The organism is Frigidibacter oleivorans (assembly GCF_003993775.1).
Classification (GTDB): domain Bacteria; phylum Pseudomonadota; class Alphaproteobacteria; order Rhodobacterales; family Rhodobacteraceae; genus Frigidibacter; species Frigidibacter oleivorans.
In genome coordinates, this window is record NZ_RJRZ01000001.1 from 289,936 (window position 1) to 308,501 (window position 18,566).

The 18,566-nt window shown below is 69.9% G+C and carries 15 protein-coding genes; 9 read left to right on the forward strand and 6 right to left on the reverse strand.

What is annotated here, in order from left to right; translation table 11 throughout:
• Window positions 1–25 precede the first annotated feature (25 nt).
• The 3 genes from EEY80_RS01510 to EEY80_RS01520 all read right to left on the reverse strand — a co-directional run bounded on the left by EEY80_RS01510 (window position 26) and on the right by EEY80_RS01520 (window position 4,429).
• Window positions 26–3,367 carry a transglutaminase family protein gene (locus tag EEY80_RS01510; RefSeq protein WP_126974785.1) on the reverse strand — a complete coding sequence of 1,114 codons (3,342 nt, stop codon included), beginning with the start codon at window positions 3,365–3,367 and terminating at the stop codon, window positions 26–28.
• Between the two features lie 281 nt (window positions 3,368–3,648).
• Entirely contained in the window at window positions 3,649–4,041 is a 393-nt protein-coding gene (locus tag EEY80_RS01515) for a hypothetical protein (RefSeq protein WP_126974786.1), read from the reverse strand.
• Window positions 4,042–4,099: 58 nt separating this feature from the next.
• Entirely contained in the window at window positions 4,100–4,429 is a 330-nt protein-coding gene (locus EEY80_RS01520) for an EF-hand domain-containing protein (RefSeq protein ID WP_126974787.1), read from the reverse strand.
• Between the two features lie 132 nt (window positions 4,430–4,561).
• Between EEY80_RS01520 and EEY80_RS01525 the strand changes: the two genes are divergently transcribed.
• The 3 genes from EEY80_RS01525 (at window position 4,562) to EEY80_RS01535 (ending at window position 7,927) form a co-directional block, all read left to right on the forward strand.
• Window positions 4,562–5,314 (forward strand): response regulator, encoded by a 753-nt coding sequence (locus EEY80_RS01525; protein ID WP_328590478.1) that lies wholly within the window; start codon window positions 4,562–4,564, stop codon window positions 5,312–5,314.
• On the forward strand, window positions 5,311–6,636 hold the full coding sequence (locus EEY80_RS01530) for an ATP-binding protein (protein ID WP_235829673.1): 1,326 nt from the start codon (window positions 5,311–5,313) through the stop codon (window positions 6,634–6,636). The genes EEY80_RS01525 and EEY80_RS01530 overlap by 4 nt, the downstream gene beginning before the upstream one ends.
• A 94-nt stretch (window positions 6,637–6,730) precedes the next feature.
• Entirely contained in the window at window positions 6,731–7,927 is a 1,197-nt protein-coding gene (locus EEY80_RS01535; RefSeq protein ID WP_235829674.1) for a winged helix-turn-helix domain-containing protein, read from the forward strand.
• A 1-nt stretch (window position 7,928) separates the two neighbouring features.
• Here EEY80_RS01535 and EEY80_RS01540 read toward each other — a convergent pair whose 3' ends face one another.
• From EEY80_RS01540 to EEY80_RS01550, 3 genes are read right to left on the reverse strand one after another with little or no spacing between them, the layout of a single operon-like run.
• Window positions 7,929–9,470, reverse strand: coding sequence for a cryptochrome/photolyase family protein (locus EEY80_RS01540; RefSeq protein ID WP_126974789.1), 1,542 nt, complete (start codon window positions 9,468–9,470; stop codon window positions 7,929–7,931).
• Entirely contained in the window at window positions 9,463–10,197 is a 735-nt protein-coding gene (locus EEY80_RS01545) for an SDR family oxidoreductase (RefSeq protein WP_126974790.1), read from the reverse strand. Before EEY80_RS01545 ends, EEY80_RS01540 begins: the two co-directional genes overlap by 8 nt.
• A gap of 22 nt (window positions 10,198–10,219) precedes the next feature.
• Window positions 10,220–10,861, reverse strand: a complete 642-nt coding sequence (locus EEY80_RS01550; RefSeq protein WP_126974791.1) for an SDR family NAD(P)-dependent oxidoreductase — start codon at window positions 10,859–10,861, stop codon at window positions 10,220–10,222.
• 300 nt (window positions 10,862–11,161) lie between these two features.
• Here EEY80_RS01550 and EEY80_RS01555 point away from each other — a divergent pair, with 300 nt between their 5' ends.
• The 6 genes from EEY80_RS01555 (at window position 11,162) to rodA (ending at window position 18,559) form a co-directional block, all read left to right on the forward strand.
• Window positions 11,162–12,757 carry a 2-isopropylmalate synthase gene (locus EEY80_RS01555; RefSeq protein ID WP_126974792.1) on the forward strand — a complete coding sequence of 532 codons (1,596 nt, stop codon included), beginning with the start codon at window positions 11,162–11,164 and terminating at the stop codon, window positions 12,755–12,757.
• 150 nt (window positions 12,758–12,907) lie between these two features.
• The gene (locus EEY80_RS01560; protein WP_126974793.1) at window positions 12,908–13,945 is read left to right on the forward strand and encodes a rod shape-determining protein; all 1,038 of its coding nucleotides are present in this window, start codon (window positions 12,908–12,910) and stop codon (window positions 13,943–13,945) included.
• A 64-nt stretch (window positions 13,946–14,009) separates the two neighbouring features.
• Window positions 14,010–14,930 (forward strand): rod shape-determining protein MreC, encoded by a 921-nt coding sequence (mreC, locus tag EEY80_RS01565; protein ID WP_126974794.1) that lies wholly within the window; start codon window positions 14,010–14,012, stop codon window positions 14,928–14,930.
• Window positions 14,927–15,457, forward strand: coding sequence for a rod shape-determining protein MreD (locus tag EEY80_RS01570; protein ID WP_126974795.1), 531 nt, complete (start codon window positions 14,927–14,929; stop codon window positions 15,455–15,457). The genes mreC and EEY80_RS01570 overlap by 4 nt, the downstream gene beginning before the upstream one ends.
• Window positions 15,454–17,400, forward strand: coding sequence for a penicillin-binding protein 2 (gene mrdA, locus EEY80_RS01575; protein ID WP_126974796.1), 1,947 nt, complete (start codon window positions 15,454–15,456; stop codon window positions 17,398–17,400). Before EEY80_RS01570 ends, mrdA begins: the two co-directional genes overlap by 4 nt.
• Window positions 17,401–17,419: 19 nt before the next feature.
• Window positions 17,420–18,559 carry a rod shape-determining protein RodA gene (rodA, locus tag EEY80_RS01580; RefSeq protein ID WP_126974797.1) on the forward strand — a complete coding sequence of 380 codons (1,140 nt, stop codon included), beginning with the start codon at window positions 17,420–17,422 and terminating at the stop codon, window positions 18,557–18,559.
• The last annotated feature ends 7 nt before the right edge of the window (window positions 18,560–18,566 follow it).

Here is an 18,566-nt window from a genome sequence, read left to right on the forward strand (position 1 = left end):
AAAGGCGGATCGTTCCGGCACGACGTCAGGTCCCGGGCAGGCGCCTGAGGTCGAGCGTCATCGGAAATTCCGGATGCACCGCCTCCTCGGCCGGCCAATAGCCGCCGGGGCTGTGGCCATGCGGCTCGAACCGGGACAGGCGGCGGGCCTCGGCCTCGTTGCCGTTCACCGGGAAGGTGTCGTAGTTGCGCCCGCCGGGATGCGCGACGTGATAGACGCAGCCGCCGAGCGCATGGCCCGTCCAGCTGTCGAAGACGTCGAAGGTCAGCGGCGCATGCACCGGCACGACGGGATGCAGCGCCGAGGCGGGCTGCCACGCCTTGAACCGCACGCCCGCCACCGCCTCGCCCGCCGTGCCCGCGGGCCGCAGCGGCACCCGGCGGCGGTTGCAGGTGACGATATAGCGGCCGGTGTCCGCCCCGGTCAGCCGGACCTGCATCCGTTCCGTCGAACTGTCGGTATAGCGCACCGTCCCCCCGATCGCCCCCGTCTCGCCCAGCACATGCCAGGGTTCCAGCGCCTGACGCAGTTCGAGGTGGACGCCTTCATACTCTGCCTCGCCGCAGAAGGGAAAGCGGAACTCCGCCTGCGCCTTGAACCAGTCGGGCGACAGGTCGAAGCCGTGGCGGCGCAGGTCGGCCAGCACGTCGAGGAAGTCGAGCCACAGGTAATGCGGCAGCATGAAGCGGTCGGTCAGCTGCGTGCCCCAGCGGGTGAGGCTGCCGCCGGCCGGATTTTCCCAGAACCGCGCGATCAGCGCCCGGATCAGCAGTTGCTGGGCCAGGCTCATCCGCGCGTTGGGCGGCATCTCGAAGCCCCGGAACTCCACCAGCCCCAGCCGGCCGGTCGGCCCGTCGGGGGAATAAAGCTTGTCGATGCAGATCTCGGCCCGGTGGGTGTTGCCGGTCACGTCGGTCAGCAGGTTGCGCAGCAGCCGGTCGGTCAACCAAGGGAAGGGCGCCTGCCCCTGCCCCGGGAACGGGATCTGCGCCAGCGCGATCTCCAGCTCGTAGAGGCTGTCGTGCCGCGCCTCGTCGATGCGCGGCGCCTGGCTCGTCGGCCCGATGAACAGGCCCGAGAACAGGTAGCTGAGCGAGGGGTGCCGGTTCCAGTGCAGGATCAGGCTGCGCAGCAGGTCGGGCCGGCGCAGGAAGGGGCTGTCGTTCGGGGTGACGCCGCCCACGACGACATGGTTGCCGCCGCCGGTGCCGGTATGCTTGCCGTCGATCATGAACTTGTCAGCGCCCAGCCGGCACTGCCGCGCTTCCTCGTAGATCGCCTCGGTGGTGGCGACGCAGTCCTGCCAGTTGTGGGCCGGATGGATGTTCACCTCGATCACGCCGGGATCGGGCGCGACCCGGATCACGTTCAGCCGCGGATCGTGCGGCGGGGCATAGCCCTCGATATGCACCTTCAGGCCCAGCCGTTTCGCCGCCGCCTCGGCCGCGCGCAGCAGGTCCAGATAATCCTCCAGCCAGACCGTCGGCGGCATGAACACGCACAGCCGCCCGTCCCGCGGCTCGACCGACAGGGCGGTGCGCACATAGCCCTCGATCTCGGGCGCGCCCTGGGGCACGAAGCCGGCCGCCGGCGGGGCCGAGGGCACGAAGCTGGCCAAGGGCTGCGTCCGCCGCCCCTCGACCGCCGCGACGGGTTCGTAATCGGGCAGCGGCGGCCGGTCGATCGTCGGGTCGGCGGGGTTGAGATAGGGATAGGCCGAGGCGGGGACGAACGGCAGCGAGTCGAGCGGCAGGCGATAGCCGACCGGGCTGTCGCCGGGCACGAGGAACATGTGCCCCCGCCGCAGCCGCCAGCGTTCCGACCGCCAGCGAGGGCCGCCCGCCCGCGCCTGCCAGCGCTGTACCGGCAGAACGAAGCCCGAGGGCACGTTCAGCCCGCGGTCGAAGACCCGCGCGATGCGGTGGCGTTCCTCGGGGTCCTTCAGCCTGCTGTTCTCGGGGGTGACATTGGGCGGCAGGTTGGCCTCCCGCACCAGCCATTCCGCCGGATCCTCGAAGGCAGGGATCACATGTTCCTCGCCCACGTCCAGTTCCGCCGCGATCTCGCGGATCAGTTCCTGCGCCTGCAGGGGCGTCGCCTGCTGGTCCACGCCCTCGTCGGCGATCAGGCCGGCATCGCCCCAGACCGGCTGCCCGTCCGCCCGCCAGTAGAGCGAGAAGGTCCAGCGCGGCAGGGTTTCGCCCGGATACCACTTGCCCTGCCCGTAATGCAGGAAGCCGCCCGGGGCGAAGCGGCCCTGCAACCGCCGGATCAGCCGGTCCGCCAGCATCCGCTTGGTCGGGCCGACGGCGGCGGTGTTCCATTCCTCGCTTTCGAAATCGTCGATGGACACGAAGGTGGGCTCGCCCCCCATCGTCAGTCGCACATCCCCCGCGGCCAGCCGGTCGTCCACGGCGCGGCCGAGCGCGTTCAGCGCCTCCCACGCCTCGTCGGAGAAGGGCTTGGTGATGCGCGGATGTTCGGCGACCCGCGCCACCGTCATGGCGAAGTCGAATTCCACCTCGGGCGTGCCGGTGGCCGAGAAGCCGCCGGAAATCGGCGCGGCGTTGCGGAAATGCGGGGTCGCGGCCAGCGGGATGTGGCTTTCCCCGGTCAGCAGGCCCGAGGTCGGGTCGAACCCGATCCAGCCCGCGCCGGGCAGGTAGACCTCGCACCAGGCATGAAGATCGGTGAAATCCACCTCGGTCCCCGACGGGCCGTCCAGCGCCTTCAGGTCGGGCTTCAGCTGGATCAGGTAGCCCGAGACGAAACGTGCGGCGAAGCCCAGATGGCGCAGCGTGTTGACCAGCAGCCACGAGGAATCGCGGCAGGAGGCGAGCTTCTTCTCCAGCGTTTCCTCGGGCGTCTGCACGCCCGGTTCCATCCGGATGACATAGCCGATCTCGCTGGCGATCCGCGCGTTCAGGCCGACGACGAAATCGACGGTGCGCGTCCGCTCGCGCGGGATCGAGGCGAGGAAGGCCTTGAACAGCGGCCCGCCCGGTTCCGGCTTGCAATAGATCGCCAGATCCTCGATCAGGTCCGGCGGATAGTCGAAGGGCCAGGTCTCGGCGCTGTCCTCGACGAAGAAGTCGAACGGATTGTAGACCGACATGTCGGCGACCAGATCGACCTCGATCTTCAGCTCGGTCACCGGCTCGGGGAAGACGAAGCGCGCCAGCCAGTTGCCGTAGGGGTCCTGCTGGTGGTTCACGAAATGCGGCTCCGGCCCCACCTTCAGCGAATGCGAGATCACGCGCGTGCGGCTGTGCGGGGCCGGGCGCAGGCGGATGATCTGGGGGCCGAGAATGACCGGGCGGTCATAGATGTAGTGGGTGAGGTGGTAGATGCTCGCCTTGATCGCCATGGTCCCGCGCCGCTGGTTTCCTTGCGGCAAAGCGTGGCACGGAAGGCGCGGACCCCGCCAGAGGCTTTGCACCCGCCCCCGCGAAGCCCGGCAGGGCCGGCAGCCCCGCGCGAAGGATCGCCGCGTTTTTAGGCATCTGCCGCCGTCGCAGGCGACCGCGAGCGTGAAAAACCCCGCGGCACCGTCGAAGGCACCGCGGGGCTGTCCGGCGGACAGGGATGCTGAAGGCGCCGCCGGACGACCGGGCGGCTGGACGCCCGGTGTTCGGGAAAGCGGGCCGGTCAGGGCGTGACGCGGATCCAGCGGGTGGCGCTGCCGCCGTTCGGGCCTTCGCTGGTCACCCGGCGGGTGGCGCTGCCATCGCCCAGGCGACGGTCGACGGTGCGGGAATGGTCGCCGGCGGTGCTGGTACGGCTGCAATCGGCGCTGCCATTGCCATTGCCGCTGCACTGGGCCGTGGTCGAGCGGTCATAGCTGTTGCCGTTGGGTCCGGTGACGGTGCCGGTGCGGGTGCGGCCGGTGTCCGCGTCATAGCTGGCGCTGCCCGAGGCCGAGGCGGAATTGCCGTTCGGACCGGTCACGGTGCTGTCATAGCTGACCTGGGCCATCGCCGCGGGCGCGGCCAGCGTCAGGACAAGGGCGATCGTCGGGATACGGGGGGCGGTAAAGGTCATGTCGGTCTCCATCTATAGGGCGGCCGTGGCGGGCCGGGGGGGGGTGGGAAGGTCGGGTTCAGTTGCCCATGCCGACCAGCGCGCGCATCTCGCTGGTCTTGGCGGCCATCTCGGCGCGGCTGATGGCGTTGTCGCCATTGCTGTCGACAGCGGCGAACATCCGGTCGAGGCTGCCGTTGAATTCGGCCGGCGTGACCATGCCGTCGCCATTCGCGTCGAGCCGCTGGAAGCGCATGGCGTTGACCGCCTCGATCTCGCTGCGCTGGATCGCGCCGTCGCCGTTGGTGTCGATTGCCTGCATGGCACGGCCGCCGCCGAAGGGCTGGGCCTGGGCGCCGGTCGCGATCAGGGCGGCGGCGAGGGTGACGATGTGAAGGGTGGGTCGCATCTGGCGTCTCCGTCTGGTGTCTCGATGCAGCCAATCTGGGACCGCCGCGTAAGGCGCGGATGTGCGGCCCGCAAAGTCGTGTGACGTTTTGTAAAGCGACCCGTCCGCCCGCTTTTCCGGCCGGGGGCGCGATTGTATCCTCCGCCCATGCAGATCGCCCCGCCCGCAGAGGACAGCCCGCGCCGCATCGCCCTGGTCGAGGACGATGCCGAACTGCGCGCCCTGACCGCCGCGATGCTGGAGGAGGAGGGCTTCGCCGTGGCCGAACTGGCCGACGGGCGCGCGCTCGATGCCTTCCTCGCGCGCGACATGCCCGATCTGCTGCTGCTGGACCTGATGCTGCCGGGCGAGGACGGGCTGTCGATCTGCCGCAGGCTGGCCGGGCAGGTGCCCTTCCGCATCCTGATGCTGACCGCGCGGGGCGCCGATATCGACCGGATCATCGGGCTGGAACTGGGCGCGGACGACTATCTGCCGAAACCCTTCAACCCGCGCGAGTTGCTGGCGCGGATCCGGGCCCTGCTGCGCCGCGCCGCGCCGCCCGCCGAGGCGCCGCGCGAGGTCGCCGATTTCCTCGACTGGCGGCTGGACCTTGCCGCCCGCGCGCTGATCGACCGACGCAGCGGCGCGGATGCGGGGTTGTCCTCGGGCGAATACGACCTGCTTTTGCAGTTCGTGCTGGCGCCCGGCCGGGTGCTGAGCCGTGACCAGCTGCTGGACGCGACGCGCGGCCGGGCGGGCGGCCCCTTCGACCGGGCCATCGATGTGCAGGTGTCCAAGCTGCGCCGCAAGCTGGGCGACGACGCGGGCCAGCCGCAGATCCTGAAGACGGTGCGCGGCGGCGGCTACATGTTCGCGCCCCCCGTGCGCCGGATCCGGGCATGAACCGCCTGGGGCTGGGCGGACGGCTGATCCTGCTGCTGGCGGTGGCGATGTTCGCGATGCAGGCGCTGGCGCTGTCGGCCTATCTGGCCGACCGGCGCGAGGCGGTGCCGGACCGGCGCCTGATGCCCTTCCCGGATCAGCTGGAGGCGACGGTGATGCTGTTCGACGGCGCCTCGCCCGAGGAGCGGCAGCTGCTGTTGCGGGCGCTCGGCGACAGTCAGGTGCGGGCCGAACTGAGCGCCACGCCGCCGGATGCCGAACCCGGACCGCAGGACATGGACCTGCCGGGCTTCCGCCAGCGCCTGCAGGAGGTGTCGGCGGTGCTGGGAAACCGCGAGCTGCGGGTTGATGTGCCCGCGCCCGAGGGACGCCTGCCGCGCCTGCGCGCGCTGCTGAACCCGGAACGGATCCGCATCGCCGTCGCGCTGTCGGACGGGACATGGCTGGTGATCCAGCGGCAGCGGACGCTGGGCCTGACCTTGGGGGGATTGCCGCTGGGAATGCTGTCGGCCGCGCTTGCCGCGGGCATCGCCGCCTTCGCGCTGATCGCGGTCTGGGTCGAGACGCGCCCCCTGCGCCGGCTGGGACAGGCGGCCAGACGGTTCGGCCACAGCCTGACGCCCGAACCGCTGCGAGAGGCCGGCGCCCCCGATATCCGCCGGCTGATCGCCACCTTCAACGAGATGCAGGACCGCATCGCCCGGGCCGACCGCAGCCGCACCGACATGATCGCCGCGCTGTCGCATGACATGCGCACGCCGCTTGCCCGCCTGACCCTGCGGCTGCGCAAGCTGGACCCGGCCCTGCGCGATGCCGCGAGCCGGGACATCGACGACATCGCGCGCGTCGCGGACGAGGCCTTTCGCTTTGCCGCCGCCGACATCGCCACGCTCGACGGCGCGGTGGACCTGCGGGCGCTGGCGCGGGGGCTGGCCGAGGCCGCCGGGATCGCCGTCGAGGACCGGCAGCCCGGCCGCCCGCTGCGGATCGCGGGGAACGCGGCGCTGATCGGACGTGCGCTGTCGAACCTGATCGAGAATGCCCGCAGCTATGCGACCGGCGCTGTGCTGCGGATCGAACCGGGCGGCGCGCGGCACCGGCTGATCATCGAGGATGACGGGCCGGGCATTCCGGCCGAAGACCGCGCCCGGATGCTGGAGCCGTTCCAGCGCGGCGAGGCATCGCGGAACCGCGCCTCCGGGGGCAGCGGGCTGGGGCTGGCGCTGGCCAACCGGATCGTCACGCGCCATGGCGGCCGGCTGCTGCTGGAGGAGGCGCCGGGCGGCGGGCTGGCGGCCATCGTGGACCTGCCCGCGGCCTGACCGCTTGCGCGGCGGGACGGGCGGCCTATTCTGCCCGCCCCGGCAGTCCGCCCGGCATCCTGCAAGCACCCCGTCCGCGAAAGGCCCCCGTCCCGTGACCGACCTGCTGCCCAATCCGCTCGCGCGGCGGCTGTTCCTCGACCGGCACGCACTGGCCGAGGCTCCCTCCGGCCCGGCGAAGGGGGCCGATCTGCTGGCGCTGATCCACCGGCTGGGCTTCGTGCAGATCGACAGCGTGAACACGGTGGAACGGGCGCATCACATGATCCTGTGGTCACGCCGCCCGGCCTACCGCCCCGCCGCGCTGCGGGGGTTGCTGGAACGGGACCGGGCGCTGTTCGAGCACTGGACCCATGACGCCGCGGCGATCCCGGTGGACTTCCTGCCCTTCTGGCAGATGCGGTTCCGTCGCAGCGAGGCGCGCATCCGGGCCCGCTGGCGCGAGTGGCAGGGGGCGGAGTTCGAGGGGCAGCTCGACGCGGTGCTGGACCGCATCCGCGATGGCGGGCCGGTCGCCGGGGGCGACCTGTCCGACGACACCCCGCGCGAGGCGGGCTGGTGGAACTGGCATCCGTCGAAGACGGCGCTGGAATTCCTGTGGCATACCGGGCGGCTGGCGGTGACGCGCCGCGACGGGTTCACCAAGGTCTACGATCTGGCGGAACGGGTCTATCCCGCGACCGATCCGCCGGAGGATACGGCGGTGATCGACTGGGCCTGCGGCGCGGCGCTGGACAGGCTGGGCTTTGCCACCTCGGGCGAGATCGCGGCCTTCTGGGCCAAGGTCACGCCCGAAGAGGCGAAGGACTGGTGCCATGACGCGCTGGCGCGGGGCGAGATCGAACCGATCCGGGTCGAGGGCGCGGATGGCAGCCCGCGCCGCGCGTTTGCCCGGCCCGGCTGGCGCGCCGCGGCCGAGGCCGCGCCCGAACCGCCGGGCCGGGTGCGGATCCTGTCGCCCTTCGATCCCGCGCTGCGCGACCGGGCGCGGGCCGAACGGCTGTTCGGCTTTCACTACCGCATCGAGATCTTCGTGCCCGAGGCGAAGCGGCGATGGGGCTATTACGTCTTTCCGGTGATGGAGGGGGACCGGCTGATCGGCCGCGTCGATGCCCGCGCCCGCCGCGCCGAGGGCTGCCTGCGCGTCGCGGCCTTCTGGCCCGAGCCCGGGGTGCGGATGGGCGCGGGCCGGTCGCAGCGGCTGGAGGCGGAACTGGACCGGCTGGCCCGGTTCGCGGGCTGCGAGCGGGTGGAGTTCGACGCGGGCTGGCTGCGGGACGGGCCGGGCTAGGTCACACCGGCTCGCCCGCGTCCAGCCGCGCAAGGAACGCGCCTGCCTCGGCCAGCACCGTCGTGCGATGGCCGGCCTCCATCCTGTCCCAGTTGCGGTAGATCTGGGCCATGCGCGGATTGGCGGCGAAGCGGTCGCGGTGCCGGTCGAGGAAGGCCCAGTAGAGCAGGTTGAACGGGCAGGCGCGCGGGCCGCTGCGATCCTTCACCCGATAGTGGCAGGCGCCGCAATAGTCGGACATCCGGTCGATATAGGCGCCGGAACTGACATAGGGTTTCGACCCGACCACGCCGCCATCGGCGAACTGGCTCATGCCCACGGTGTTCGGCGCCTCGACCCATTCATAGGCGTCATCATAGACCTCCAGATACCATTCATGCACCTGATGCGGGTCCACCCCGGCCAGCAGCGCGAAGTTGCCCGTCACCATCAGCCGCTGGATGTGATGGGCGTGGGCGGTCTGCTGCGTCTGGCGCACCGCATGGGCCAGGCAGTTCATCCGCGTGGGCGCCCCCCAGTAAAGCGGCGGCAGCGCCCGGTCATGGCGCAGCACGTTGCGGCGGGGATAGTCCGGGCCTTCGAGGAAATAGACCCCGCGCACGAATTCGCGCCAGCCGAGGATCTGCCGGATGAAGCCCTCCGCCGACTGGATCGGCACCCTGCCCGCGTCGAAGGCCGCCTGCGCCGCGTCGCAGACCTCGCGCGCCGACAGCAGCCCCGCGTTGATGTAGGGCGACAGCAGCGAATGGTTCAGCACCCCGTCATCCGACAGCATCGCGTCCTGGTAGGGGCCGAATTCCGGCAGGGCATGGTCGATGAAATGCCGCAACAGACGCAGCGCCCCCGCCCGGTCCGTCGCATGGGTGAAGGGCCGCAGGTCGCCGAAATGGTCGCCGAAGCGCGCCTCGACCAGATCCAGCACCTCTTCGGTCAGCGCGTCGGCGTCGAAGCGCGGCGGCGCCTGGCGGAACAGGTCGGGCGCCGCGGGCTTGCGGTTCTCGCTGTCATAGTTCCAGCGCCCGCCCACCGGCTCGCGCCCCGCCATCAGATAGCCGGTCCGGCGCCGCATCTCGCGATAGAACCACTCCATCCGCAGCGCCTTGCGCCCCTCGGCCCATCGGGCGAACTCCGCGCCGGAACAGAAGAAGCGGTCGTCGGGCAGGATCGTGACCTCGAGCGGCAGGGCCTGCAGCGCCTGGATCAGCCGCCATTCCCCCGGTTCGGTCGCCAGCACCGTCTGCGCGCCCTCGGCCCCGGCATGGCGCAGCAACTCGCCGGGGATCGACTGGGCATTGTCCGGATCGTCGAGCCTTGCATAGGCGACGCGCCAGCCCGCCCTGCGCAGCGCCTCGGCATGGCGGCGCATCGCGGCGAAGAGGAAGGCGATCTTCTTCGGATGGTGCCGGACATAGGTGGCTTCGGTCATCACCTCGGCCATCACCACCAGATCGCGGGCGGGGTCGCCGGCCTTCAGCGCGGCGATGTCGGGCGTCAGCTGGTCGCCGAGGACGAGGATCAGCCGCGGTGCGGCGGGTTCAGGCATGGATCATCTTGCGGGTCATGCCGCCGTCCACGACGATCACCTGCCCGGTGACGAAGCCCGCATCCGCCAGATAGAGGACCGCATCGACGATGTCGTCGGGACGGCCCACCCGCCCGGCCGGATGCTGGGCGTGGTCCTGTTCCGACAGGTCGGCAGGCGACGGATCGCCCTTCTGCCACGCCGTCGTCTCGATCCAGCCCGGGGCCACGGCATTCGCCCGCACCGCGGGGCCCAGCCCGACCGCCAGCGCATGGGTCAGCGCCACCAGCCCGCCCTTCGCCGCGGCATAGCCATAGGTGTCGGGTTCCGACATGAAGGCGCGGGTCGAGGCGATGTTGACCACCGCCCCCTGCCCCGCCCGCAGCGCCGGCAGACAGTCGCGCACCATCAGGAAGGCCCCGGTCAGGTGCGGGCCGATCCAGCCGTTCCAGGCGTCGAGCGTCATCTCCTCCAGCGGGCCCGAGACCGGGTCCGCCGGGCCGCCATTGTTCACCAGCAGGTCGAGCCGGTCGAAGCCCGCCGCGGCCACCGCCGCGCGGATCGCGGGTTCGGACCCCAGGTCGCAGCGGATGGGCCGGACGCCGGGCCAGCCGTCCAGTTCCGCCAGCGCCGCCGCGTCGATGTCCAGCGCCGCGACCTGCCAGCCTGCCTCCGACAGCCGCCGGACCAAGGCGCGACCGATGCCTTGCGCCCCGCCGGTGACGATGGCGGTCCTGTTCGCTGTCATGCAGCCTCCTGCCGTGCCGGCCCTACCAGGGGATGGTCGCCCCGCTGTAATCCACGAAGCCGCCGCTTTGTTCGGGACCGAGCGCGTCCATCACCGCCACCAGTCGTGCCGCCGCCAGCGCCGGCGACACCTTGGGCTGGGCATAGCCGGCGGTGAAGGCAGTCTCGACGGTGCCGGGATGGAGCCCCGCGATCACGGCCTGCGGATGGGTCCGGCCGACCTCGATCGCCGCGGAGCGCAGCAGCTGGTTCAGCGCGGCCTTGGCGGCGCGGTAGGAATACCAGCCACCCAGCGAGTTGTCGCCGATCGACCCCACCCGCGCCGACAGGGCCGCGAAGACCGCGCGCCGGTCGCGGTGCAGCAGCCTCAGCCCGTGCTTCAGCACCAGAAGCGGCCCGGCGGCGTTGACCGCGACCTGCCGGGCAAGCTCCGCCGCCTCGAAGCCGCGCAGCGATTTTTCCGGCGTGCCCAGTTGGCCGGTCGCCACCACGATCAGGTCGAAAGGCGCGTCGAGCCTGGCGAGCGCGTCGGCGATGCTCGCCTCGTCGGTCACGTCGATCCCGTCCGCGCTGCGGGACAGGCCCAGCGTCTCGCCCCGCAGGGCAAGCTCTGCCGCCAGCGCCGCCCCGATCCCGCCCGACGCCCCGATGACCAGACTTCGCATACTGTCCTCCTGTAACTCGATACGGCAGGCGCGGCTTCGCGGATCAAACGCGCGGGCCCGGCCAAGGTTCGGCTGACGCTGCGGAATTTCCCTTTGCAATCGACCCGGGGCGCCTGTAGGTTCAGCACCATGACACGGGCACCGCATATCCTTTGCGCATCGGGCGAACCCCTCGCCCTGCTTCCCCGTGGTCTGCTTCTTCTTAGCCGCCTCTGAGCGTGCCTTCCGGCGCGACCGCTCGGAGGTGACCAGCGCCGGACCAGACCCAGGCCCAGAAGCAGACAGACCCGGAGTGATCCGATGACCGATACCCCCATTCAATCGCCCGCCGCCGCCGACAAGGACCGCGTGCTGATCTTCGACACCACCCTGCGCGATGGCGAACAGTCGCCCGGCGCGACCATGACCCATGCCGAGAAGCTGGAGATCGCCCAGCTGCTGGACGAGATGGGCGTGGACATCATCGAGGCCGGCTTTCCCATCGCCTCGGAAGGCGATTTCGCCGCCGTCAGCGAGATCGCGAAGAACGCCCGGCGGTCGGTGATCTGCGGCCTCGCCCGCGCGAACTACAAGGATATCGACCGCTGCTGGGAGGCGATCCGCCACGCGCGCGCCCCGCGCATCCACACCTTCATCGGCACCTCGCCGCTGCACCGCGACATCACCAAGCTGACGCAGGACGAGATGGTGACGCGCATCCACGACACCGTGACCCATGCGCGCAACCTCTGCGACAACGTGCAATGGTCGCCGATGGACGCGATCCGCACCGAACGCGACTATCTGTGCCGGGTGGTGGAAACCGCGATCAAGGCCGGCGCCACCACCATCAACATCCCCGACACCGTAGGTTACACCCTGCCCACCGAAAGCGGCGAGATCATCGCGATGCTGCTGGAACGGGTGCCGGGGGCCGACGAGGTGATCTTTGCCACCCATTGCCACAACGATCTGGGCATGGCCACGGCCAACAGCCTGGCCGCGGTGTCGGCAGGCGCGCGGCAGATCGAATGCACGATCAACGGCCTGGGCGAGCGCGCCGGCAACACCGCGCTGGAAGAGGTGGTGATGGCGCTGAAGGTCCGGCGCGACCTGATGCCCTACCGCACCGGGATCGACACCACGAAGATCATGGGGCTCAGCCGCCGGGTGGCGCAGGTCTCGGGCTTTCCGGTGCAGTTCAACAAGGCCATCGTCGGCAAGAACGCCTTCCTGCACGAAAGCGGCATCCATCAGGACGGGGTGCTGAAGAACGTCGAGACGTTCGAGATCATGCGTCCCGCCGATATCGGCCTGACCGAGACCAATATCGCCATGGGCAAGCATTCGGGCCGCGCCGCGCTGCGGGCGAAGCTGCACGATCTGGGGTTCGAGTTGGCCGAGAACCAGCTGAACGACGTCTTCGTGCGGTTCAAGGCGCTGGCCGACCGCAAGAAGGAGATCTACGACGAGGATCTGGTGGCGCTGATGGCCGATCAGGCGGCCAATACCAGCACCGACTTCCTGCAGGTGAAATGGCTGCGGGTGATCTGCGGCACCGAAGGTCAGGCGGCGGAAATCCGGATGATGGTCGATGGCGTCGAGCAGTCGGCCGAAACCTCGGGCGACGGGCCGGTGGACGCGGCCTTCAAGGCCGTGCGCGCGATCTATCCGCACGAGGCGCGGCTGCAGCTGTATCAGGTGCATGCGGTGACCGAGGGGACGGATGCGCAGGCCACCGTCAGCGTGCGGATGGAGGAGGACGGGCGCATCGTCACCGGCTCCGCCTCGGATACCGACACCATCCTCGCCAGCGTCAAGGCCTATGTCGGCGCGCTGAACCGGCTGCGGGTCCGGCGCGAGAAGACGGCGCCCGACGCGGATGTGAAGGGCGTCAGCTACCTCAGCGCCTCGTAAGGGGAAGCGGGGGGCGATTTGCCGCCGAGCCGCGCGGTGCCGGGCCTTTCGCCTTGCACCGCGCATGCCTATAAGGACGCGGATCGGGGACAGCGGGCACGGGGCAGGCCCGAGTCGCGGGTCCTTGGGGAATTCAGGCAGGAACGGCACATGGCAGGTTTTGGCGGTCTCTTCTCGTCGGACATGGCGATCGACCTCGGTACGGCGAACACGCTGGTCTACGTGAAAGGGCGCGGCATCATCCTGAACGAGCCGTCGGTGGTCGCCTACCACGTCAAGGACGGCAAGAAGCAGGTTCTGGCCGTGGGCGAGGATGCCAAGCTGATGCTGGGCCGCACCCCGGGCAGCATCGAGGCGATCCGCCCGATGCGCGACGGCGTCATCGCCGATTTCGACGTTGCCGAAGAGATGATCAAGCATTTCATCCGCAAGGTCCACAAGCGCACCACCTTCACCAAGCCCAAGGTCATCGTCTGCGTGCCCCATGGCGCGACCCCGGTGGAAAAGCGGGCGATCCGGCAGTCGGTGCTGTCGGCGGGCGCCCGCCGCGCCGGGCTGATCGCCGAACCCATCGCCGCGGCCATCGGCGCGGGCATGCCGATCACCGACCCCACCGGCAGCATGGTCGTCGATATCGGCGGCGGCACGACCGAGGTGGCGGTGCTGAGCCTTGGCGACATCGTCTATGCGCGGTCGGTCCGCGTCGGCGGCGACCGCATGGACGAGGCGATCATCTCCTACCTGCGCCGCCAGCAGAACCTGCTGGTGGGCGAATCCACCGCCGAGCGGATCAAGACCTCGATCGGCACGGCGCGGATGCCCGATGACGGGCGCGGCGCCTCGATGCTGATCCGGGGCCGCGACCTGCTGAACGGCGTGCCGAAGGAAACCGAGATCAACCAGGCGCAGGTGGCCGAGGCGCTGGCCGAACCGGTGCAGCAGATCTGCGAGGCGGTGATGATCGCGCTGGAAGCGACACCTCCCGACCTTGCCGCCGACATCGTCGACCGGGGCGTGATGCTGACCGGCGGCGGCGCCCTCCTGGGCGATCTGGACCTGGCGCTGCGCGAACAGACCGGGCTGTCGATCTCCATCGCCGACCAGTCACTGAATTGTGTGGCGCTCGGCACCGGCAAGGCGCTGGAATACGAAAAGCAGCTTCGGCATGTGATAGACTACGACAGCTGAGGCCGGGCCGCGGGACAGTTCCGCCGGACCTGCCCGCCGGACCCGCCCCGCCGAAGGATCGACCGTGGCCAGCAACCGCAACACCGACATCGATTTTGCCGGGCCGGTGCGCCGCATCCTGATTGCGGTGCTGGTGCTGGTGCTGGCCGCAACCTTCCTTGTCTGGCGGATCGACAGCCCGCGCGTCGAACGGTTCCGCGCTGCGCTGATCGACCGGGTGGTGCCCAGCATGGACTGGGCGCTGCTGCCGGTCACCAAGACCGTCGAGATGGCGGAGGGCTTCCGCTCTTATGCGCGCATCTACGAACAGAATCAGGAGCTGCGGCGCGAACTGCAGCAGATGAAGGCCTGGAAAGAGGCGGCGGTGCAGCTGGAGCAGGAGAATGCCAAGCTGCTGGCGCAGAACCAGGTGCGGCTGGACCCGCAACTGACCAGCGTCTCGGGCGTGGTGCTGGCCGACAGCGGCTCGCCGTTCCGGCAGTCGGTGCTGCTGAACGTGGGGGCGCGGGACGGGATCGTGGACGGCTGGGCGACAATGGACGGGCTGGGGCTGGTCGGCCGCATCTCGGGCGTGGGCGAGACGACAAGCCGGGTGCTGCTGCTGACCGATTCCACCAGCCGGATTCCGGTGACGATCCAGCCCACGGGGCAAAAGGCGATCCTCGCCGGCGACAACACCGCCGCGCCGCCGCTGGAATTCATCGAGAACCCCGAACAGGTGCGGCCCGGCGACCGCGTCGTCAGTTCCGGCGATGGCGGCGTCTTCCCCGCCGGCATGCTGGTCGGGCAGGTGGCGCAGGGAACCGACCGGCGGCTGCGGGTGCGGATGGCGGCGGATTATGAACGGCTCGATTTCCTGCGGGTGCTGCGCAGTCACCCGGCGGAACGGATCACCGAAACCGGGGCGCTGATCCCGCCCGAGTCGCCGCCCGTCCTGCCCGCCGATGCGCAGGCGCAGGCCTCTGCCGGGACGCCCGCGCCATGATCGACCCGGTCACCGCGCATCGCTGGTCGTTCCGCGCGCTCTATCTGGGGGTGGCGGCGCTGTTGCTGTTCCTGCGGCTTCTGCCGCTGTCGACGGCGCCGGGGGGCATCCCCGGCCCCGACCTGCTGCTGTGCCTGACCTTCGCCTGGGTGCTGCGCCGGCCCGATTGCGTGCCGCCGCTGGCACTTGCGGCGGTGTTCCTGCTGGAAGACCTGCTGACGATGCGCCCGCCGGGCCTGTGGACGCTGCTGGTGCTGCTGGCCGCGGAATTCCTGCGCGACCGGCGGCCGATGATGCGCAGCCTGCCCTTCCTGGCCGAATGGTCCTTCGTCGCGGCGGTGACGGCGGCGGTGGTTCTGGGCAACCGGGTGCTGCTGGCGATCACGATGGTGCCGCAGCCGGGGTTGGGCTTGACGCTGCTGCAGCTTGTGATGACCCTTGTCGCCTATCCGCTGGTGGTGGCGGGGTCGCGCTATCTGTTCGGCGTCCAGCCCGCCGAACTCGACGGAGCCGGGGGCCGCACATGAGACGTTCGCCCAAGGACACCCAGGAAAGCGCCCGGCGGATCACCCGCCGCGCGCTGATCCTCGGCACGGCGCAGGCCGCCTTCGTGGCGGTGCTGGGCGTGCGGATGCATCACATGCAGGTGGACGAGGCCGAGGATTTCCGCCTTCTGGCCGAGGAAAACCGCATCAACATCCGGCTGATCCCGCCGGCGCGCGGGCTGATCCACGACCGGAACGGGGCGCTTCTGGCGGGCAACGAGCAGAATTACCGGGTTGTCATCACCCGCGAGGATGCGGGCGATGTCGAGGATGTGCTGCACCGCCTCGCCCGGCTGATCCCGCTGTCGGCCGAGGATATCGACCGCACGCTGAAGGAATCGCAACGCCGGTCGGCCTTCGTGCCGATCACCGTGGCCGAGCGTCTGGACTGGGAGGATTTCAGCCGGGTCGCGGTCAATGCCCCGGCCCTGCCCGGCGTGACGCCCGAGGTCGGGCTGTCGCGGCACTATCCGCTGGGCCCCGACTTCGCCCATATCGTCGGCTATGTCGGGCCGGTCAGCGACTATGACCTGTCGAAGATGGAGAACCCCGACCCGCTGATGCAGATCCCGAAGTTCCAGATCGGCAAGATCGGGGTCGAGGCGAAGCTGGAGGATCAGCTGCGCGGCAAGGCGGGCACCAAGCGGATCGAGGTCAACGCGCTCGGCCGCGTCATGCGCGAGATCGACCGCGTCGAGGGGCAGGCCGGCGCGCGGGTGCAGCTGACCTGCGACATGCACCTGCAGAACTACGTGCAGGCCCGGCTGGGCGAGGAAAGCGCCGCCGCCGTCGCCATCGACGTGGACAGCGGCGACATCCTGGCCATCGCCTCCTCGCCCAGCTTCGACCCGAACAGCTTCGTGCGCGGCATCTCGACGGCGGAATATTCCGCGCTGATGAGCCACGATCACCGGCCGATGGCGAACAAGTCGGTGCAGGGCACCTACCCGCCCGGATCGACCTTCAAGATGGTGGTGGCGCTGGCCGCGCTCAGGGCCGGCGTCGTCCGGCCCGAGGAGACGATCTACTGCCCCGGCTATACCGAACTGGGCAATCGCCGCTTCCACTGCTGGAAGCGGGGCGGCCACGGCTCGGTCGGCATGACCGAAAGCCTGCAGCATTCCTGCGACGTCTATTACTACGAACTGGCCAAGCGGGTGGGGATCGACGCCATCGCCGAAATGGGCCGGATGCTGGGACTGGGCGTGCGCCACGACCTGCCGATGTCGGCGGTGGCCGAGGGGCTGATGCCGACCAAGGCCTGGAAGATGGAACGTCACGGCGCCGACTGGCTGGTGGGCGACTCGCTCAATGCCGGCATCGGTCAGGGCTATGTGCTGGCCTCGCCGCTGCAACTGGCGCTGATGACCGCCCGCATCTCGACCGGGCGGGCGGTGCAGCCGCGGCTGGTGCGCTCGATCGAGGGAGTGGAGGTGCCGGTGCTGCCCGCCGATCCGCTGGGCATCGACGAGGCGCATCTGCGCGCGGTCCGGCGCGGCATGCATGCGGTGGTCAACACGCGCGGCGGCACCGGCTATGGCATCCGCGTGGTGGACGACCGGATGACGATGGCGGGCAAGTCCGGCACCAGCCAGGTCCGCAACATCACGGCGGCGGAACGGGCGGCCGGGGTCGTCAGCAACGACCAGCTGCCGTGGAACCGGCGCGACCACGCGCTGTTCGTCTGCTTCGGCCCCTCCGAGGCGCCGCGCGTGGCGGTGTCGGTGGTGGTCGAGCACGGCTCGGCCGGGTCGTCTGTCGCGGGGCCGATTGCGCGGGACATCCTGCTTCAGGCGCTGTCGGGCGGACTGCCCGCGCTGACCGCCTATCCAGAAAGCCAGCGCCAGAAGATCGAGGAACAGCGGCGCAGCCTGCCGCTGATCGCGCCCGACGACAGCGGGCCTTCGACGCCGACGCGCGCGTGACCATCGGGGACCGCCGGGGATGAGCTATCTGGAATACAACGTGAAGACCGTGCCCGCCGGGCTGCGCAAGGTCTTCTACATCAACTGGCCGCTGGTGATCCTGCTGACGGCGGTCGCCTCGGCCGGGTTCCTGATGCTCTATTCCGTGGCGGGCGGCAATCTCGACCGCTGGGCGGAACCGCAGATGAAGCGCTTTGCCGTCGGGCTGGTGCTGATGTTCATCGTGGGCTTCGTGCCGATCTGGTTCTGGCGCAACATGGCGGCGCTGGCCTATCTCGTGTCGCTGGTGCTGCTGCTGATCGTGGAATTCTTCGGCCATGTCGGCATGGGCGCGCAGAGGTGGATCAACCTCGGCTTCATCATGCTGCAGCCGTCGGAGCTGATGAAGATCTCGATCGTGATGCTGCTGGCCGCCTATTACGACTGGCTCGACGTCAAGCGCAGCTCGCGCCCCCTGTGGGTGGCGATCCCGGCCCTGCTGATCCTGCTGCCGGTGGGCCTGGTGCTGACCCAGCCCGACCTCGGCACCGCGATCCAGGTCAGCCTGGGGGGCGCGATCGTGATGTTCGCGGCGGGCGTCAGCTGGATCTACTTCGCCGTGGTGATCGTGGCGGTCGTGGGCCTGGTCGCGGTGGTGATGATGTCGCGGGGGACGCCGTGGCAGCTGCTGCACGACTATCAGTTCCTGCGCATCGACACCTTCCTCGACCCGTCCACCGACCCTCTGGGCGCCGGCTATCACATCAGCCAGGCGAAGATCGCGCTCGGCTCGGGCGGATGGGCGGGCAAGGGCTTCATGCAGGGCACGCAGTCGCGGCTGAACTTCCTGCCGGAAAAGCATACCGACTTCATCTTCACCACGCTGGCCGAGGAATTCGGCTTCGTGGGCGCCTTCTCGCTGCTGCTGCTTTACGCGCTGATCATCGCCTTCTGCCTGATCTCGGCGGTGAACAACAAGGACCGCTTCTCGTCGCTGCTGACCATCGGCATCGCGGGGACGTTCTTCCTGTTCTTCGCGGTGAACATGTCGATGGTGATGGGTCTGGCGCCGGTGGTGGGGGTGCCGCTGCCGCTGGTCTCCTATGGCGGGTCGGCGATGATGGTGCTGCTGGTGGCCTTCGGACTGGTGCAAAGCGCGCATATCCACCGCCCGCGCTGACCGCCGC